Origin of the sequence: Cohnella kolymensis (assembly GCF_000829465.1) — a bacterium.
Lineage (GTDB): Bacteria > Bacillota > Bacilli > Paenibacillales > Paenibacillaceae > Cohnella > Cohnella kolymensis.
The window spans coordinates 61,042-77,159 of the sequence record NZ_JXAL01000024.1 but is presented as its reverse complement, the minus strand read 5'-3'; the positions used below and the strand labels follow the sequence as shown (position 1 = coordinate 77,159).

Sequence of the window (16,118 nt, the reverse complement as noted above, 5' to 3'; positions counted from 1 at the left end):
GTCTACAGTGCAATAAAAACGACGGAGGCGGAAAATAATGTTTTTATTTGGTTGTCTGCTATTTGTTGTTATTATGACTCTTGTACTTAGAGGTTGTGGCGTACCGTATTCTTTCTCTAAAGGAATCGCGATAGTCACGGGATTCTCCATAGTGTCTGCTTTATGTCTGGCACAGAACTACACTCAAAGCTTAATCCCCGAAGCTAACGACGGTATTGAAATCTCGAACCGAATTGCGTATTGGATTATAGGTGATGACGGCTGGTCGACAGACAGGTTTAAGAAGTCATTCGATCAATCCATTTACTTCACGTTATTCTTAATTGTCGTTTGCCCATTTATTGTTCTGATTGAGTCGAAAGTTACAAAGAGAAGCTCTTGAAGATGGAACTACTTTTGAAATTGGAGCTGTATTTATGAGAAAAATTTCGGCGGTATTGGCGGTATTATTGATATCCATTTCTATTATCGGTTGCGGCCATCGGCCTAATGTAGAAAATCACTCTGCAGAACCGGTAAACATGACGTCGAATGAATCAGCACCACAAGAAAAGAAAATGATCAAATGGACGAAAAAAGAAATATCTGAAAAAACCGGCTATCCCCTGCATTCAGGTGAACAATTTCGGCGCTATCTTCCACCGGGGTTCGTCTATGGACCTGCTTCCTCTGAAGAAACTGTTTATGCCGCGCAGTCGAGACCGGCTTCAGAGCAAGGTGTTTATTTACAGGCCTTTCCGGTCGACAAACACATTCGGGTGACGTTATCCGAGGTAGACAATAGTTTGAGAAAGACGGATGAAATAACCGTAAAAGAGTATCTGAAAGATACAAGGAATGAAAAAGACATCATCCACAAAATACCGATTAGGATGGCTGTATTTTTACCGGAGAAGAAAGATGTATTGTACACGTTGGTCACCGAGCTGGTTGAGGAAAATGGAAAAGTTTCCGATTCCATCATAAGTATTATCTATGTGCCAGGTGACGAGATCAATGCTTCAGTTTCTACAGATAAGGAAGTTTATAGCTGGAACGAGACGATGAACTTGAAACTGACCAACAATGGACCGACTTGGTTATCATTCGGAGTCATGTACCTTTTGGAAAAAGAGGACAATGGCGTTTGGACTCCAATTAATAGCGATTGGGTTTGGACATTAGAAGGCTATAGTGTGAGTCCGGAGAGCGATTTTAGTCAAGCTATCACGCTTGATATGCTTAAGCCAGGAAAGTACAGGATTTCTAAGCATGTCGAAATTACTGAAGGAGATTATGGTGTGGAATTAAGCGATACCTTTGAAATCAAATGAAGAAAGTGAAAGGCTAGACTAGGAGGGATTTATTTAATGTGGTTTTTATTGAGCATTTTTCTTCTAGCTGTAGGATTGTTCATGTTTTTTAAGCCTTTACTAATTTGGATGATTACCGAAAGCTGGAAATCTAACGACGCCACAGAACCATCCGATCTCTATATTTGGTCAACTCGCATTGGTGGAGTTTTGTTTACTCTTGTTGGTATAGGGGGTATTTTTGTTTTTACAATATTGTAGCGATTGCTGATCCTTATGTAGACTAGTGAGGATCATGTTCAAATAACAAGGGCTATCCCCAAGCTGTTTTGCAGCTTAGGGATAGCCCTTTGCTGTAGCGGGCGTGCATCCGGATTTGACAAAACAAATGAAACCATTTAATATTTAAACAGTTGAAATATTAAGTTATAAAATAATGTACTCTGTAAGGAGATTAAAGAATGGATTTACTTACCCAGAGGTTTCTTGATGCTCTACAGGCGTTCAGGCGCAGCTTTGAGTCGGAACTTCTGCAGAAGCTGAGCGCTCAGATCACGGGACCGCAGATGTTCCTGTTATATTTCATTGACCGGCAAGGACCCTGCAAATTAACGCAGTTGGCCGAGAAAATGGAAGTGAAACCGAGTGCGATTACGGTGATGATCGATCGTTTGGAGAAATCCGGCTTCGTAACACGCACTCATGGTACGGCAGATCGAAGATCCGTATTCGTGGAAGCGACATCTCTCGGTAAACAGGTATTGGATGAAGCGATCCGGGAACGTAATGAAATCGTAGGCGAGTATTTGACCCGGCTTGAACCGGACGAAATCCGCACCGTGACCGCGCTGCTTGAGAAGATGATGAAGATCGACCCGCCGAAAAACTGAATTTCCAACGGACGCGAGGTGGTGGCATGGATAAGGACGAACAATGGATCAGACTGCTTCCACTGATGAAGTCAGTCGTCAAAGAAATGAGGAACGAATGGTACAGGCAGGTCGATGACAGCTTGAGCAACACGCAGTTTCATTTGTTGGCTAAGTTGAACCGGCATGGTCCCATGAAGGCAACCGATCTTGCAGACGTTCTGATGATTACGAACAGCACGCTGACTGCGCTGGCCGATAAAATGTGCGAAAGACAGCTTGTCGCCAGGGAACGCAGCGCGTGTGACCGAAGAGTGGTTTATCTGGAAATTACCGATAAAGGCCGGAAACTTGTAGAAGGCCACAAAGACGTCGAGCGTTCGGCATTCAAAAAATACTTCGATCGGCTTTCCCCGGAGGATCTGAACCATCTGGAAGAGATTTTTGTTAAGCTGCATGCAAAAGATTAAAGAGACATAGGAGAGAGAAACTTTGGAAGACTTATCACATAAACGCAAAATTACGATCATGATCGCCATTATTTCTGCGATGTTCTTCGCTGCGATCAACCAAACCATCGTCAGTACAGCAATGCCAAGAATCATCGCCATACTCGGCGGCATGGAATATTACACGTGGGTCATCACCATCTATATGCTTACCTCGACGATAGCAACGGTCCTCGTGGGCAAGCTTTCCGACATTTATGGACGGAAACCGTTTATACTTGCCGGTATTATATTTTTCATCATAGGGGCATTTCTAACGGGATTCTCGACCGACATCTTTCAGTTGATCGCTTACCGCGGCATACAAGGGATTGGTGCCGGCATCATCATGGCCTCGGCTTTTACGGCGGTCGGGGATCTGTTTGCACCCCGGGAGCGGGGCAAATGGACGGGCATCATGATGGCCGTTTTCGGTTTTTCAAGTGTGCTTGGTCCGACACTGGGCGGTTGGTTGATAGATAACATGGATTGGCAATGGCTTTTCTGGATTTTCCTTCCGCTCGGCGTTGTCGCTTTCATCCTGATCCTGACACTTTTCCCTAAAGTGGAACGCAAAGCGGGCGAGAAGATCGACTATTCCGGTTCTCTGTTTCTAAGCTTAACCATAACCGCGCTGCTGCTCGGCTTCTCGTGGGCAGGTACGAAATATGACTGGGGTTCGGTGCAAGTCATCGGATTGTTTGCGGCGGCCGCCGTTTGTCTGGTCATCTTCCTGTTCATTGAGACCAAAGCGACAAGCCCCGTGCTTCCGCTCGCCTTGTTTCGCAACGATATCGTCACTTTGTCCAATATCATCGGGTTTATTATGAACGCAGGGATGATGGGTGCGCTGATCTACCTGCCCTTCTTTGTCCAGGGCGTGGAGGGGATTTCCCCAACGTACTCGGGTTATGTGACCATGCCGATGTCGATCGCCATGGTTATCGTCAGCACCGTCATCGGCAGGTGGATCACCAAGACGGGCAAGTACAAACGATACGCAGTACTGGGCATGCCGGTTATGATCTGCGGCATGCTGATTATGGCTTATATGAACAGCGTACCGCTGGCGGTCGTGGCCATGATCGTATTCGGAATCGGCCTCGGCATGGGCATGCCGGTCTTCTCGCTGACGGTGCAAAACGCAGTGAGCCCTGCGCAGCTTGGTGTAGCAACGTCGTCGTCCCAATTGTTCCGAAACCTCGGGGGCACAATCGGGATCGCCGTCATGGGCACGATCATGCAATCCAGCTTGCGAACCAACATGGAGGATGCAGCGAAGGAAGCGGCGGCTACCGGACAAGGATTCGATTTCTCCAAATTAGACCCCGCCACAGCCAAACAGCTCGCCGATTTCCAGAATCCGGAGATGCTTCTGGATCAGCCCAAGCTGGAACAACTGCAACAGACGCTTCCGAAAGACATTCAGCCGGTTATCACGCAAATGGTAGAGACGCTTCGCAATGCGCTGAGCGATTCGCTCACCACCGTCTTTCTCGCCGGTACCGCACTGGTTTTCGTCGCGCTGATCCTGGTTTTCTTCCTCCGGGAAATTCCGCTTCGCACTTCCAATAAGATGTCGCAGGAAGAGAAGCAAGTCGGCAGCGCGGCCGCTATTGACGGCTGAACCAATGGAACTAGCTTGACCGGGCTCTGACTGGAAATCGTTCAAAAATGCAGCTTGCCTGAGTTTAAGGCAAGCTGCATTTTTCATTTTTCCAGTTGCTTACTTCGGAGTTTTCAGTTTGAAGCCGTTCATACAGGCATCCCAAGCGTGGTTAAATCCCCTCCAGTCTTCTCCCTTCGGCAGCAGCACCGAGCAAATTCCGTCCAGCCCCCAATCCTCGTAAATTACGTCTGTACGATCCTCCTGGTGGTTATTCACGATAAGCAACTGGAATTTACCACGCATCAGCGACTTTAATGCTGCGTGCAGCTCCAGTGCTTCTTTTTTTTCGTTTGGGTTCTTATAAATAGAATGGGTTGACCTTGAATGGTTTTCATAAATCGCTCTACACGTCGATTGAGCGTCTGTTTAAACGCGGGATACGCTTCCCACCATCTTTCCGCAGTGAGGTATAGAGGAAAATCATGAAAAGATACGATGTGATTTGCGCTGTCTCTTACAACATAGCACTCATTGGTTCTGCCAATCAGCTCGAGCTGGCTAAGTTCCATAAATCAGTTGAAACGTTGATTGATCAAGCGAACCAATCCGTTGTTCGAATCGGAAACAAACCAGTCTAAGGGGCCTGCATATTTTCGTAACGGTTGCTTCGGCGGTATGGAAAACTTTATATCATTGTAGGTGGAACTAATGTTATGACTAGGAAAAAATTTATAGATACAGATAGGAAAGAAGAAATTGAAGAGTACCTAAAACGAGTAAATCATGACAATCCGTCGCCGCAGCTCATGTGTTTGAACATGCGATCCACGCATCCACGTATGCGGTGAAGTCAGTCGCTTATGCCAGTGACTTTGATGCTATCGCTATTGCGAATGAACGATCTTGGCAGTATCAACATCTACTAGACTTGTCCGCTTGAACTGTTAATATTTATTAATTTTGCATTGAGCGGGAATCGGTTACAATTATTTAGACTTTCATATCAGACAGGAGAAATGTGCATGAAGAAGTTTTATAGTACGTTGGCGTTACTATCGTTGTCGCTTTGTCTGGCAATTCCCGCATTCGCGGCTGAGGAACCTATCGAAAGGTATTCGCCGTATGATATTGAGGGCCACTGGGCCCAAGCTGAAATAGAGAATTTCGTTAAAGCCGACCTGATCCGAGGTAACTTGGACGCAGAGGGTTATACTGACATTCGCCCCGATGACAAAATGACCCGTGCGGAATTTGCCGTCATGCTCGTTAACATTGCCGGTCTTTCCTCAGATGAAGCCGGTAAAGAGTTTAAGGATGTTAAAAAGGGTGTTTGGTACTCGAACTCCATCCGTATCGCAAGTGCTCTCGGTATTGTGAACGGCGTGTCTCCAACGGAGTTTGGAGTAACCAAGATTGTCACCCGTGCTGAAATGGCAACGATGATTGTCCGCGCCTATGAGGCGAAAGCTTCTATTGATTTTAAAACCGGCGCGACGAAGTTCAAAGATGTGCCGTCGAACTATTTCGCTGCACCTTATATTGAGAAAGCAAGTGCGACGGGACTCATCGGCGGAACCTCTGCCACGACTTTCTCTCCTAAGTCGGAAGCAACTCGTGCCCAGGTAATCGTCGTACTTAACCGTGCTGTGATGTTGGAGAAGAAGAATCTACCGGCCGAAGCCGAACTCGTCGGCATAGTCCAAGCGGCTAACAAGGAAATTATGGATCAAATGAATGCCGGCAAGATTGATCAGATCAACTGGGACAAGTACTACACCGGATTCGAAAAAGTAGACTCTCTTGAATCCATCAGTCAATATCAAGAAGTGATTGCACAAGGTGCAACCATCAAATATGAGATCGTTGCTGAAGAGAATCTCAAGGTCGTTAAAAGTTCAGATCGATTTGCTGTAGTTCAATCTACAGGGGGCAAGATCAGAGTCACTGCCACCAACGGAGACCGTAACATGACGGACGTGATGGACGCTGACGGCTCTTACTACTTGATGAAAACGACTGACGGTACATGGAAAATGTACATGAGTAAATAACTAGTGAACGGAAGGACCGCATCCTTTAAAGGACTGCGGTCTATTTTTGTATTTTTTAAAAAATTCCTTGACAGGAATATTCCTTTTAAGTTATATTTGCCATGAGGAAAATCAATTCTAAGGAGGGAGGAGAGCATCAATGAACCAGGAGGTCACCACATTTATCGAATGCCTTAATCACCCGTGGCAGGTAAACGTTTCCAATCAACATCGCCTGATGGTCCGTGAATCCATTCCGGAAGTCGAAGAACGGATTCAGTACAAGAAGCCGCATTTCCTGAAGAATGGGCATTACGCAGCGGTGATTTCCCCTTCTAAGGATGCCATAGCGTTTATGGTTATGAATGCTGATGGTGTTGAATTTCCGAAGGGTTTTGAAGGTCCTGCCGAGTGGAAATGACTCAAAATCCGTGAAGGGGATTCGCCCGATTATGAAATGCTTGCCGGGCTTCTAGTAAAGGCATCCGGTTCTCTATAACGCAAAGATCGGAGGGGCAGATATGAATACTACAACTTTGAGTGCGCTCGCCGAGCCCAACCGATTACACATGGTCGAACTGCTTCGTGACGGTCCACTTACCGTAGGAGAAATCGCTGACCGGCTCCATGTCCGGCAACCGCAGGTTTCCAAACATTTGAAAGTTCTTAATGATGCGCAAATCGTTGAAGTACGCCCCGAAGCAAACCGCCGGATCTACAACCTGCGGCCCGAGCCTCTCCAAGAATTGGACTCCTGGCTGGCAACGTTCCGCAGTCTGTGGGAAGACCGATTGGATCGGCTGGAGGAATATTTGAATGAACTCCAAAAAGAAGCAAAGAAGTAACTTCTCCTCACAGCTGACGAACACACGGCCTTTGAAGGAATGCGGCCGCATGTACAGCAAGGTTTGGGTGGTACCTTCGATCAACTCGCCGATTACCTGGCAAGCCAGAAATAATTCGCAACAGCTATGGAGAGCACCCTTAGACGGCAGCCGCCGATTCTTCGGGGTGCTTTTTATGTTAACAGTATGTCAGCGGGCGGCTGAGCAACCTTTTCCTTGAAATTAACCAATGGAGAATAGACAATGAGACAAAGAATTGCTCTAATCATATTGTTGCTAGTAATTTGGGTTGTTATAGGTTATTTTTTCGACAAAATATGAATATGACAGAGACTGTGGAGTGAGTTGGGCTGGATATTAAACGAGATGATTTAACTGGAACTGCAGTGGCTGCATTAATCGGGGAACATCTACAGAGTATGGCAACTCATTCCCCGCCGGAAAGCGTACACGCCTTAAATCTTGAAGGATTGAAAAAACCGGAAATCACATTCTGGAGTGCATGGGAACAAGATGAAATAGTTGGCTGCGGGGCAATGAAGGAACTTGATGGTCAACATGGAGAGATAAAATCAATGCGGACTTCTTCATCACATTTAAGGAAGGGTGTTGCCAAGCGAATGCTTGAACACATTATTGAAGAAGCCAAGCGACGTGGCTATCAGCGTCTAAGTTTGGAAACGGGCTCAATGGATGCTTTCGAACCGGCTAGAAGACTATATGCAAGTTTTGGGTTTCAGTATTGTGAACCGTTTTCGGATTACATTGAGGATCCAAATAGTGTGTTTATGACAATGGAATTATGAGTTCAGTTGACGAAGATAGTTCAATATCAAGCAAAAGCCGCCATGCTGGCGGCTTTTATTACACTAATGGGCCGGTATGTGGTAGAAATCGGTAACTTTACATCAGTATGATGCGTTTATGTAGGTGTGGATCTTTGAATGTACGAGAGGGGCATATGGGTATGATGAAAAAGTTTGTCTATTTGATATTGTTAATAGCCGTATGTATCTCTGGTTGTACGTCGAGGTCCGAACCCAATGCCGCTTCAGCGGACTCAGTTAATCTCCGCGGCGTGGCCGACATTCAAGATCCCAAAGTTAAGCATTGCCCCGACGCTGAGATTGATTATATTGACGCTTTAATGTGGAATGACATCCAGTACCGCCATATTGGAGAAACAGATTCGATTTTCACCTCACAGGATGTTTCAAAGCTCGTTAAGGGTAAGGAACTTGGCGAGATCGGCTACACTTTAGCCGATAACGCATGCATGGGCTATAAAATGAAGAGCGGGGATGCAACCTTCTTGCCTAAAGGAACGAAAGTATATGAAGTTGTGGGTTATAAATCGACTTTTCGGCTTCTCGCTGGAGAGAAGCTATATCAATCGGATGGGAACCCAAAAGCTCATACCGTTTCCGACGTATATGATATTGAGGGAAGAGTATCCAAAATAAGCTTCGAGAGCACGTACGACGGGCATCATCTTTCGTATTTTACTGAAGAAGCGGTAAGTGAGTTCATCGAAGAATACCTTGCGTTGGAATATGTGGGTTTCGATGAAATATACAAAAAAGGAAAAGGACTCGGTGACACAGGGAGGCAGTTTCTCCGCATTCATTTAGACGATGGCACATCGTTCCGCATTAGCTACTGGACAGAGGAGAATCTCATAAGCCCTGGTGCAGCGGGAACGGATAAATTAAAAACAATCACTATCTTGTACATGATTGGACCTTTTATCGGCATCCATTAGTAATGGACATATCTAATATATCTGATAACTGGAAAACAACAACAGTATCAAACATAGAGGACATTAAGTTTATTTACAATGAGTTACGGTTAGGCAAGAAGGCGTTAGGAAACACAAGTGTTTCTGAATCAGGCAAGCATTTTGCTATAACAATAAGAAGTAAAGCAAACACAGGGAGTAATACTCTTATTGATCAATTTAATGGTTACATTGATGGAATCGTACATATTAACAATGGGGAGAAAATCTACATTACTGATCGTCTAAATAAATACATTGAGGAAGTTTTTCAAAATAGCAATCCATAAGAAACGGAACATGTTCATTTGTGACAGAATAAGCTTGTACAATTCTAAAACGAGATCGAAAGGATGATATCAAATGGGAACTTTGAAGCCTTATCTTATATCCGAGGATGCGAGGTCTCAAGCTGAGTTCTACATACAATCGCTCGGAGGAGAGGTCGTTTCCGTGCTGACTCATGAAGAGGCAACGGGTGTACAAAATGAGCTTAAGGATAAAGTCATGCATATGTGTATAGCAGTTGCTGGAGAAAATAATATTTTTATGGCTGATGCAGTTGAGCCGCCTACTCAAGGATCAGGGATCTCACTGAGTATTGCATACAACACAGAAGCTGAAGCTAGAGAAGCGTTCGAGAAGCTTGCGGCAGGCGGTAATGTGAAATTTCCTTTTGAATTTCAGCCATTTGGCATATTCTACGGCGAATTAACAGATAAATTCGGGGTAAGCTGGATGCTCACCTCCGAGCCGCAAGCGGGCCAGTCCTGATTAAATCACCTACATTACTGGATAACCACAAGGCTGCCGTGACGAACGGTGGCCTTTGTTGTGCAGGAATATTCATTAAGCCATCGAATAACGCTGTAAACGGTTTGTTAAACGAACAGAACAGAGGTGGCTATTTTGCCAAAGTTGTTAAGTGATTTTGTGTCTTTTATTGTCGGAGTTGTATTCATGCTTCTCCCCGAACTTCATGATGTATTGATTGTTAACATTCTTGGCATTGATTCTTTTCTGAAAAGCATATTGAACACAGCTGGACTAATAATTCTGGTGATCTTTGGTTTCAAAATCATTAAAAAGACTCTAAAGGATTAAATTAGTGCCGAGTGGCTATGCAGGGGGGCTAAATCCATGGAACATGAAAAAGAAATACAAGAGCTTAAAGAGCGATTGGCCAGTGTTGAGAGACAACTTCAACGTAAATCACAAACCTCGGGACTTTTAAATTTTATATTAGGATTTTTTATTGTGCTTATACTCTTATCGATTTCCATTGGAGTAGTTCAATTTATAACGTAATATGTGGCAACACCTTATAAGAGGGTGATTTATGAATGCAGAGACAATTCAAGATCAGCTTGATTGTGCTGTCTACTTCTCTTTTTCTAGCCATTGTCTTATTTTTTCTGGTCGATCTATTTACCTTACGATATAGAGGAGAAGGACACGGTATTTCAGGCAATGGAAACTTGGGAATACTGTTCATTTATCCTGCGATCCCCGTTTATTTATTTATGTTGGTCTTCGTTTATAAAGTCGGTGGATCATATTTTCGTCATCGAAAAAACATTGCCGTATTGCCAGTGATTTTGCTGCTTTTGCTCTTCTTTTCCATCTACGGCGAGTACTATCTAGTCCATTCACTCTTCCGTGGCTTGCTGAAAAGACAGGATTTCTGTTTGAATGTGTGAGGAAAGAGTTTTCCTTTGAGAATAATCGATGGACTGACTTGTTAATATATTATAAGAACCGAGATTAAAGGGAGATAGTGGACTCTAAGCAATCCACTTAGGACTCCTCATATATTCTTTTGAAAATGGTGGCAAGTGATATCCATTCTTTTATTGAGATAAAATCTATGGGCATCATGTCGGTGAACGCCTGAGTCCAAGTGAAATTGCTGATAATTAATTGTAAAACTTAATAAAGGAGGAAGTTTAATGGATAATATACAAGAAGTGTTGGAGGGGTATTTTAAGTGTTGGAATGAAGCATTTATAAGCAAAAATGGTGATGAAATTAGGAATTTCATGTCTAAAAATTTCGTTGGATATTGGGCTCATTCCAATATTGATAAACCTGAACAATATGATTATAACTATGATATTAACAATGTTTTAAAACAATATGATGATGCCGAAAAAAGTTTTGAACCAGTTTCTATTACTAAACGAAAGGATGGAGAGGATTTTTTAGTAGTAGGGACAGAAACGAACAAGATAAATAATATACCTCATACTGCGAAATGTATGTTTGTTTGGCGAAGAGAAAGTGGAGAGTGGAAATTACTTAGAGAATATATTGAATTAGAAAAATGAAACTTATTAAACGATATTCCAATACCTGCGAAAGCCGCCGCCAATTGCTTAATTAAAAATATTATCCTTTACTTGGGAGTAACTATGACACGAAATCGTGGCTTTCCACAGTTTGAAATCCTTCAGATAGCAGAAGATGATATTGGTGCGTATGCAAAATTAAAAGCAATCTTTGCTGATGGAGACATAGTTATTCGTTGGGGGTTAGACAGTTTCACATACGGAACTTAAAACGGGCAGTGCCTACGCGTTATACAGGGTATCTTGAATGCATATTAGGTAAGCAAACTAAACAGCTTGAATTTAGCTGTACTGAACTGTTTGCAGGTAATATCGAATGGATACGAACAATGAAAGGAATCTCAGAACTCGAAGCAATCAAATGGAACTATTAGTGCGCTTCTTTCGCACTGTCTACTCAAAGGGGATAATATTAAATTTCGGCAGCATGTTCACCTAACGGGCAGATTCATTTAGTAAAAATAAGATGAACTGTACCATAAGTAACGGAAAGTTTTTTTTCGTGTTCCTATTTCATTTTTTCACGCATACCTAGTTACAAAATCCCTAAAATTTCCATAAACCCACCAATTGCAGGGTAGAATTTTATCGATGTTCCGTTGTATAGTGGAGAAAGATGTAGGTCTTTCTATTCTGAAGTGGGAGAGGAATCGTTAGATGAATCAGAGATATCGCAAACGGAACACGCCTGCTTTCACGGCGGCATCGTATTTTGCATTGAGCGCAGGTCTCTTTTTATTCTGTCTGGGAGTGTACAACGCCGACTGGGAATTGAATGTGAAAGGGTATTATCTGCTTTGCATGGTGTTGATTACGATTACCTGCATCGTTGTGCAGAAGGTCGTTCGAGACAATACTGAGGATAAAGACATTCGCTTGGAAAACCCGAAACACCGGATGAGGAACACAGGAGCTTTCACAGGTATGGCTTTTGCAGGTTTGATTATCGGGTTTGCGATGTTCTTTATTGGCCTTTACAACGCACCGTTTGAATTGAATGTAAAGGGATATTACATAGCTGTTATTCTGTTGATATCATATAGCGCCATTGGCGTTCAGAAAGTGACGAGAGATAACGCAGAAGACAACGAGATTCTTGCCGAGCAAGATGCCAGATGGAACATTCAGGGGTAAGATGGGTCGTTCAAATGATATGAGGAAGTCCATCCTGTAATGGATGGACTTTTTTCATTAAACTTGCCGATACTGACAGCGCGGTGAACCGTCGCCATCGCAGCCTGCTTTTTTTGTTAGGCAACGGGCAAATTGAAAGAAAGGACTTTCATCCCCAATGAAGAATAACAACAAACAAAGCGGGTACAGGAGGTCTCTATAAGACTTATGAACTCAATCATATTAACTGGCGAGAGAGTGACACTGAGAAATATCACAACTGAAGATCTTCACACTTTATGGGCGTTCATCTATGGTGAAGAGTTTCCCGAGTGGAAAAACTGGGACGCCCCTTATTTTCCATTAAATTTTCAGACATACGAACAATTAAGCGAACAAATGAAGACTTTACTGCAAGCTGCATATTGGAACGGAGGATATGGCACGGAAGCGTTAAGGTTATGGATAGACTACTTATTGTCTTCTTTGCCTTTAGTTCGCATAGGGTTAACCACGTGGTCTGGCAATCCAAGAATGGTTCGTTGTGCAGAGAAGTTAGGAATGAAGATGGAAGGTTGTATACGTAAGTGCCGTCTTTATAAAGGAAATTATTATGATTCCATTCGGATGGGAATGCTTCGTGAGGAATGGACTACATAACAAGGTTGCAAGACTTTCTACACCTATACAAGGACCGTATATGGGAAGAGAATTTCGGCTACCTGGACCGATCAGACATCCGTTAGGGGTGAGACTTGTCACGCTCTCTAATACTGGTCTTATGGCCATGGGTTATCACACAGACATTTTTGCTCATGGTTATCTAAATATAATCTTCCCTGTAATTTATCCTTTTCTAACAGCGTGTATTGGATTTTTATTAATTGTTGTTTTTGTGATTATGCTCGTATTTCGGTTCAAAAGCAGCAAAGGTGCTCATTAAATTAACGGGGTACGATAGCACAATGACACCAGGTTGCGACAGAATCGGCAGCCTGTTCGACTTATAAAGTTGAGCTAGGAGTGTGTTTCAGAAACAATGGAAATCCGTCTTAATGACTGGATACTCGAAGTCGACTTCGACCGAACATCTAAATTTTATAATGACATGGATGACGAAATACAATGTGATTGTTTAAGCTGTCAGAATTATCGGCTGTATCTCAAGAAGAATAATGGGGTGCGGTCATTTTTCCAGCAACTCGGAATCGATCCATTTAAAGATGGTGATTACACTTCATATGGTGTTCCTGAAAATGGACGACTTCTTTATTTAGGTGTGTATCATATTGTTGGCGTGATTGTGAGTGGTCCGACTGTAATTACTGATATGTGGAGTAATGTGAATTTAACTAAGGTTGAAGATTTTAATATAGGCTTTAGTTATGAATTAAGATGCGTAGATCCAGATTTTCCTGAACCCATTATTCAACTGGAATTTGAAGCGAACCTTCCATGGTTGTTAGACAAAGAATGGGCGGAGTGAAAGTTGTTTGTTACGCTCCCTCATTTGAATTCCTCACGCAAGCTCGTGTATTCGCAGGATTTCATCCCCTTTAGATTGGGATGATGGAATGCAGAGAGCAAGGATAGCTAGGTTTAGCCGATGAGGGCATGCGGGAACAGAGGTGGGGGTAGATCCACCCAGTTTGTTCCATATGCTGCACGTATTCTCCACGCTGCCCTTAGCGATTTTCACTCCCATGTCTCAACGGGTCTTAGCCCTTTCATTCCTTCGTTACACCTATCTAAGGGGTGGAGGTCGGTCTTTCTAACGGAACGGGTCATAGCCCTTTTGCGTAACATATCCCGATACTCCGTGCTTTCTTTGTCATCCTGCGAATACGCCAACTTGCGTGAGGCGTGTTTTTGTTTTTAAGCTGCTAGTGCAAACACTTTATCCGGTTTGTAAGTTTCCTCGCTACGTGCCAAACCGACTAAAAGTCGGGCCAACTTTCCGCATAATTTCATAATTGATTTCATTCTTTTAAGCTTTTTAACCTGAACGTTATGTTGATGCAAAGCTTTGAATTCTTTGTTGGTCATAACCATGCACATCGTCATTAGGTAGAGGAAGTGCCGTAGACGTGGGCGGCCTCGTTTACTCAACGTCATCTGGCCTTTCCATTTCCCAGAGCTTGCCTCGGTCAAATTCAGGCCTGCGTGACGTAGTAGTGAGTTCCCGTGGGCATAACCGCTGAGATCACCGGACTCCCCTAAAACGCCAGCTAAAGCGGTCGCACTTACGCCAGTAATGGCAAGGATTTTACCCGCATAGGGGATTCATTCAAGTACGGTTTTGGCTTCAGCTTCGATTCTCTGCAGTTGAGTACTCGCTAAGTCAGCAAGATCGATGAGCAACTTAGCCCTACGCACACCAGAGTGACGTTTCATGGACTTTTTCCACCCCGCAATTACATCGGCAGGCTCTAATTTACATAGATCGGCGGGAAGTGGAAACAGCCGAAGAGTTGTCAATGCACCTTTGCAAGTTAAGATTTTGAAGACCTGTCTAAGTTCAGGGAACACAATGTCGACCCAACGGTGGATCTGATTCACTGCGCTTACGAGCCGTTTAACAACGGTCTCTCGGTTTGCCATGATTACTCGCAGTTCTTCGTATTCTGTGGAATGGAAACGGACAGGGGAGTAGTAGCCATTTTTCACCATGTCTGCAATGACAAGCGCATCCTTTTTGTCACTTTTAGATCGTGTATTGTCGCGGTTTTCTTTGTTCTTTTTGACAAGGTGAGGATTAACAAGTACCGCTGCAATCTCCTTGTCCTTAAGCCAATGGGCAAGGGCGAGCCAATAGTGTCCTGTCGGCTCCATACCGACGATTATGTTGGTTAGCTTGTACGAAGCTAGTAAGTTCCGGATCCAGCGATCGAGAGATTGGAAGCCGGCTTCGTCGTTACTAAATTCCAGTGGATTACCCAGGGCAATGCCGCGAAAGTTTACAGCTCTAGCAACGTGGGTTTCCTGAGCTATATCTACACCAACAACAAGGTGATTACCAGTGATGTTCTCAATGAGTTGATTTTGCTTATCTTGTGCCTTAAACTTCATATTAGAGTGACCTCCTGATGTGGGATTTTTTAAGGGCTGTAGACCCGTTTCGTACTCCCATCGTACAGAGGCACTCTTTTTTTATTCAAACTCCAATATATTCGTTCCACAGGAATTCTAACGGGTACGATAGTGGAAAAACGGTTTGTTTCGGTAACGATTTATGTACTCAACGCGGGTAGTTTATTTCAATATGGATGTTTAATGATTGGGGGGAGAATATGATGTTTGTTAAAATTTATCAGTACCACATCCAAAAAGATAAGGTAGATGAGTATTTAGCCATTCAAGACAAAGCCTCAGAAATTTATGGTCGGTATTTAGATTTTCATACAATGTATCTAAATAGCAAAGATGATGATACAAAATGGATAGAAATAACAAGGTATAAAGATGAAGATGAATATAACAAAAGTATGAACATTATAAACGAACAAAAAGATATACAAGGCCTATTTGAAGCATTCCAATCACTTTTATTAACTGAGAAGAGTGAGATTAGTGAAGAAGACTTCATAGAAAAGAAAGAGAAACGTAACCTTTTGGTACAATCTTCTTTAAGTAACGGAGAGTGATAGTGGAATAGCGGTTGCTTCTGCAAAGCATCTTCTTCAATAACATCAACGAAGGCTGCCGAACTAAGCGATCGGTGGCCTTCTCCGCTAACGGGGCAGG

The 16,118-nt window shown here is 43.4% G+C and carries 20 protein-coding genes and 4 pseudogenes; 21 read left to right on the top strand and 3 right to left on the bottom strand.

All coding sequences use genetic code 11. The features are described 5' to 3' along the window. The first annotated feature begins 416 nt into the window (after positions 1 to 416). The 5 genes from SD71_RS15450 (at position 417) to SD71_RS15430 (ending at position 4,276) form a co-directional block, all read left to right on the top strand. A complete protein-coding gene (locus tag SD71_RS15450; protein WP_041065004.1) occupies positions 417 to 1,313 on the top strand; it encodes an immunoglobulin-like domain-containing protein in 897 nt (298 codons plus the stop codon). A 36-nt stretch (positions 1,314 to 1,349) separates the two neighbouring features. Continuing rightward, positions 1,350 to 1,553 (top strand): DUF6199 family natural product biosynthesis protein, encoded by a 204-nt coding sequence (locus SD71_RS25990; RefSeq protein ID WP_041065001.1) that lies wholly within the window; start codon positions 1,350 to 1,352, stop codon positions 1,551 to 1,553. Positions 1,554 to 1,753: 200 nt separating this feature from the next. Continuing rightward, on the top strand, positions 1,754 to 2,182 hold the full coding sequence (locus SD71_RS15440; protein WP_041064998.1) for a MarR family winged helix-turn-helix transcriptional regulator: 429 nt from the start codon (positions 1,754 to 1,756) through the stop codon (positions 2,180 to 2,182). A gap of 26 nt (positions 2,183 to 2,208) precedes the next feature. After that, on the top strand, positions 2,209 to 2,631 hold the full coding sequence (locus tag SD71_RS15435) for a MarR family winged helix-turn-helix transcriptional regulator (protein ID WP_041064996.1): 423 nt from the start codon (positions 2,209 to 2,211) through the stop codon (positions 2,629 to 2,631). A 22-nt stretch (positions 2,632 to 2,653) separates the two neighbouring features. Beyond that, positions 2,654 to 4,276, top strand: a complete 1,623-nt coding sequence (locus SD71_RS15430; protein ID WP_041064993.1) for an MDR family MFS transporter — start codon at positions 2,654 to 2,656, stop codon at positions 4,274 to 4,276. A gap of 99 nt (positions 4,277 to 4,375) precedes the next feature. Here SD71_RS15430 and SD71_RS15425 read toward each other — a convergent pair whose 3' ends face one another. Both SD71_RS15425 and SD71_RS26285 read right to left on the bottom strand, forming a co-directional pair. Further along, entirely contained in the window at positions 4,376 to 4,561 is a 186-nt protein-coding gene (locus tag SD71_RS15425) for a hypothetical protein (protein WP_041064991.1), read from the bottom strand. Between the two features lie 8 nt (positions 4,562 to 4,569). Further along, positions 4,570 to 4,755, bottom strand: coding sequence for a DUF1796 family putative cysteine peptidase (locus SD71_RS26285; RefSeq protein ID WP_407637555.1), 186 nt, complete (start codon positions 4,753 to 4,755; stop codon positions 4,570 to 4,572). Between SD71_RS26285 and SD71_RS25070 the strand changes: the two genes are divergently transcribed. From SD71_RS25070 to SD71_RS15355, 15 genes and pseudogenes are all read left to right on the top strand, one after another. Further along, complete coding sequence (locus tag SD71_RS25070; protein ID WP_235427151.1) at positions 4,741 to 4,896, top strand: hypothetical protein; 156 nt, start codon at positions 4,741 to 4,743, stop codon at positions 4,894 to 4,896. The two genes, SD71_RS26285 and SD71_RS25070, sit on opposite strands and share 15 nt — an antisense overlap. Positions 4,897 to 5,057: 161 nt before the next feature. Continuing rightward, positions 5,058 to 5,198 (top strand): annotated as a pseudogene (locus tag SD71_RS26280) (putative immunity protein); the annotation flags it as partial. An 82-nt stretch (positions 5,199 to 5,280) separates the two neighbouring features. After that, positions 5,281 to 6,309, top strand: coding sequence for an S-layer homology domain-containing protein (locus tag SD71_RS15420; RefSeq protein WP_041064988.1), 1,029 nt, complete (start codon positions 5,281 to 5,283; stop codon positions 6,307 to 6,309). 139 nt (positions 6,310 to 6,448) lie between these two features. Then, positions 6,449 to 6,787, top strand: a pseudogene (locus tag SD71_RS15415) (DUF1801 domain-containing protein). 22 nt (positions 6,788 to 6,809) lie between these two features. Then, positions 6,810 to 7,133, top strand: coding sequence for an ArsR/SmtB family transcription factor (locus SD71_RS15410; RefSeq protein ID WP_041064985.1), 324 nt, complete (start codon positions 6,810 to 6,812; stop codon positions 7,131 to 7,133). 350 nt (positions 7,134 to 7,483) lie between these two features. Continuing rightward, the gene (locus tag SD71_RS15400) at positions 7,484 to 7,939 is read left to right on the top strand and encodes a GNAT family N-acetyltransferase (protein ID WP_041064978.1); all 456 of its coding nucleotides are present in this window, start codon (positions 7,484 to 7,486) and stop codon (positions 7,937 to 7,939) included. A 161-nt stretch (positions 7,940 to 8,100) separates the two neighbouring features. Beyond that, positions 8,101 to 8,895, top strand: coding sequence for a hypothetical protein (locus SD71_RS15395; protein WP_052476300.1), 795 nt, complete (start codon positions 8,101 to 8,103; stop codon positions 8,893 to 8,895). 381 nt (positions 8,896 to 9,276) lie between these two features. After that, the gene (locus SD71_RS15385) at positions 9,277 to 9,687 is read left to right on the top strand and encodes a VOC family protein (protein WP_041064973.1); all 411 of its coding nucleotides are present in this window, start codon (positions 9,277 to 9,279) and stop codon (positions 9,685 to 9,687) included. 366 nt (positions 9,688 to 10,053) lie between these two features. Continuing rightward, positions 10,054 to 10,221, top strand: coding sequence for a hypothetical protein (locus SD71_RS24040; RefSeq protein ID WP_161793403.1), 168 nt, complete (start codon positions 10,054 to 10,056; stop codon positions 10,219 to 10,221). 35 nt (positions 10,222 to 10,256) lie between these two features. Further along, positions 10,257 to 10,613 carry a hypothetical protein gene (locus tag SD71_RS23685; RefSeq protein WP_041064968.1) on the top strand — a complete coding sequence of 119 codons (357 nt, stop codon included), beginning with the start codon at positions 10,257 to 10,259 and terminating at the stop codon, positions 10,611 to 10,613. Between the two features lie 249 nt (positions 10,614 to 10,862). After that, positions 10,863 to 11,240: a nuclear transport factor 2 family protein gene (locus tag SD71_RS15370; RefSeq protein WP_041064966.1), complete on the top strand. Its 378-nt coding sequence runs from the start codon at positions 10,863 to 10,865 to the stop codon at positions 11,238 to 11,240. A 678-nt stretch (positions 11,241 to 11,918) separates the two neighbouring features. Continuing rightward, a pseudogene (locus SD71_RS25985) lies at positions 11,919 to 12,101 on the top strand (YiaA/YiaB family inner membrane protein); the annotation flags it as partial. Positions 12,102 to 12,158: 57 nt separating this feature from the next. Beyond that, on the top strand, positions 12,159 to 12,395 hold the full coding sequence (locus tag SD71_RS25980) for a YiaA/YiaB family inner membrane protein (protein ID WP_326998767.1): 237 nt from the start codon (positions 12,159 to 12,161) through the stop codon (positions 12,393 to 12,395). A gap of 207 nt (positions 12,396 to 12,602) precedes the next feature. Further along, positions 12,603 to 13,034: a GNAT family N-acetyltransferase gene (locus SD71_RS15360; RefSeq protein WP_041064959.1), complete on the top strand. Its 432-nt coding sequence runs from the start codon at positions 12,603 to 12,605 to the stop codon at positions 13,032 to 13,034. Between the two features lie 379 nt (positions 13,035 to 13,413). Then, positions 13,414 to 13,860, top strand: a complete 447-nt coding sequence (locus SD71_RS15355) for a hypothetical protein (protein ID WP_041064956.1) — start codon at positions 13,414 to 13,416, stop codon at positions 13,858 to 13,860. 389 nt (positions 13,861 to 14,249) lie between these two features. Here SD71_RS15355 and SD71_RS15350 read toward each other — a convergent pair. Beyond that, positions 14,250 to 15,443: pseudogene (locus tag SD71_RS15350) on the bottom strand (IS110 family RNA-guided transposase). Between the two features lie 221 nt (positions 15,444 to 15,664). On the opposite strand from SD71_RS15350, the gene SD71_RS15345 reads away from it, so the two are divergent. After that, a complete protein-coding gene (locus tag SD71_RS15345; protein WP_235427149.1) occupies positions 15,665 to 16,018 on the top strand; it encodes a hypothetical protein in 354 nt (117 codons plus the stop codon). The last annotated feature ends 100 nt before the right edge of the window (positions 16,019 to 16,118 follow it).

Bases quoted from the DNA above. Each gene is read 5' to 3' on its own strand.
- SD71_RS15425 (WP_041064991.1), bottom strand. From the start codon at position 4,561: ATGCGTGGTAAATTCCAGTTGCTTATCGTGAATAACCACCAGGAGGAT.
- SD71_RS15345 (WP_235427149.1), top strand. From the start codon at position 15,665: ATGATGTTTGTTAAAATTTATCAGTACCACATCCAAAAAGATAAGGTA.
- SD71_RS15435 (WP_041064996.1), top strand. From the start codon at position 2,209: ATGGATAAGGACGAACAATGGATCAGACTGCTTCCACTGATGAAGTCA.
- SD71_RS23685 (WP_041064968.1), top strand. From the start codon at position 10,257: ATGCAGAGACAATTCAAGATCAGCTTGATTGTGCTGTCTACTTCTCTT.
- SD71_RS25980 (WP_326998767.1), top strand. From the start codon at position 12,159: ATGAGGAACACAGGAGCTTTCACAGGTATGGCTTTTGCAGGTTTGATT.
- SD71_RS15410 (WP_041064985.1), top strand. From the start codon at position 6,810: ATGAATACTACAACTTTGAGTGCGCTCGCCGAGCCCAACCGATTACAC.
- SD71_RS15370 (WP_041064966.1), top strand. From the start codon at position 10,863: ATGGATAATATACAAGAAGTGTTGGAGGGGTATTTTAAGTGTTGGAAT.
- SD71_RS25070 (WP_235427151.1), top strand. From the start codon at position 4,741: ATGAAAAGATACGATGTGATTTGCGCTGTCTCTTACAACATAGCACTC.
- SD71_RS15360 (WP_041064959.1), top strand. From the start codon at position 12,603: ATGAACTCAATCATATTAACTGGCGAGAGAGTGACACTGAGAAATATC.
- SD71_RS25990 (WP_041065001.1), top strand. From the start codon at position 1,350: ATGTGGTTTTTATTGAGCATTTTTCTTCTAGCTGTAGGATTGTTCATG.
- SD71_RS15385 (WP_041064973.1), top strand. From the start codon at position 9,277: ATGGGAACTTTGAAGCCTTATCTTATATCCGAGGATGCGAGGTCTCAA.
- SD71_RS15450 (WP_041065004.1), top strand. From the start codon at position 417: ATGAGAAAAATTTCGGCGGTATTGGCGGTATTATTGATATCCATTTCT.
- SD71_RS24040 (WP_161793403.1), top strand. From the start codon at position 10,054: ATGGAACATGAAAAAGAAATACAAGAGCTTAAAGAGCGATTGGCCAGT.
- SD71_RS15420 (WP_041064988.1), top strand. From the start codon at position 5,281: ATGAAGAAGTTTTATAGTACGTTGGCGTTACTATCGTTGTCGCTTTGT.
- SD71_RS15355 (WP_041064956.1), top strand. From the start codon at position 13,414: ATGGAAATCCGTCTTAATGACTGGATACTCGAAGTCGACTTCGACCGA.
- SD71_RS15440 (WP_041064998.1), top strand. From the start codon at position 1,754: ATGGATTTACTTACCCAGAGGTTTCTTGATGCTCTACAGGCGTTCAGG.
- SD71_RS15395 (WP_052476300.1), top strand. From the start codon at position 8,101: ATGATGAAAAAGTTTGTCTATTTGATATTGTTAATAGCCGTATGTATC.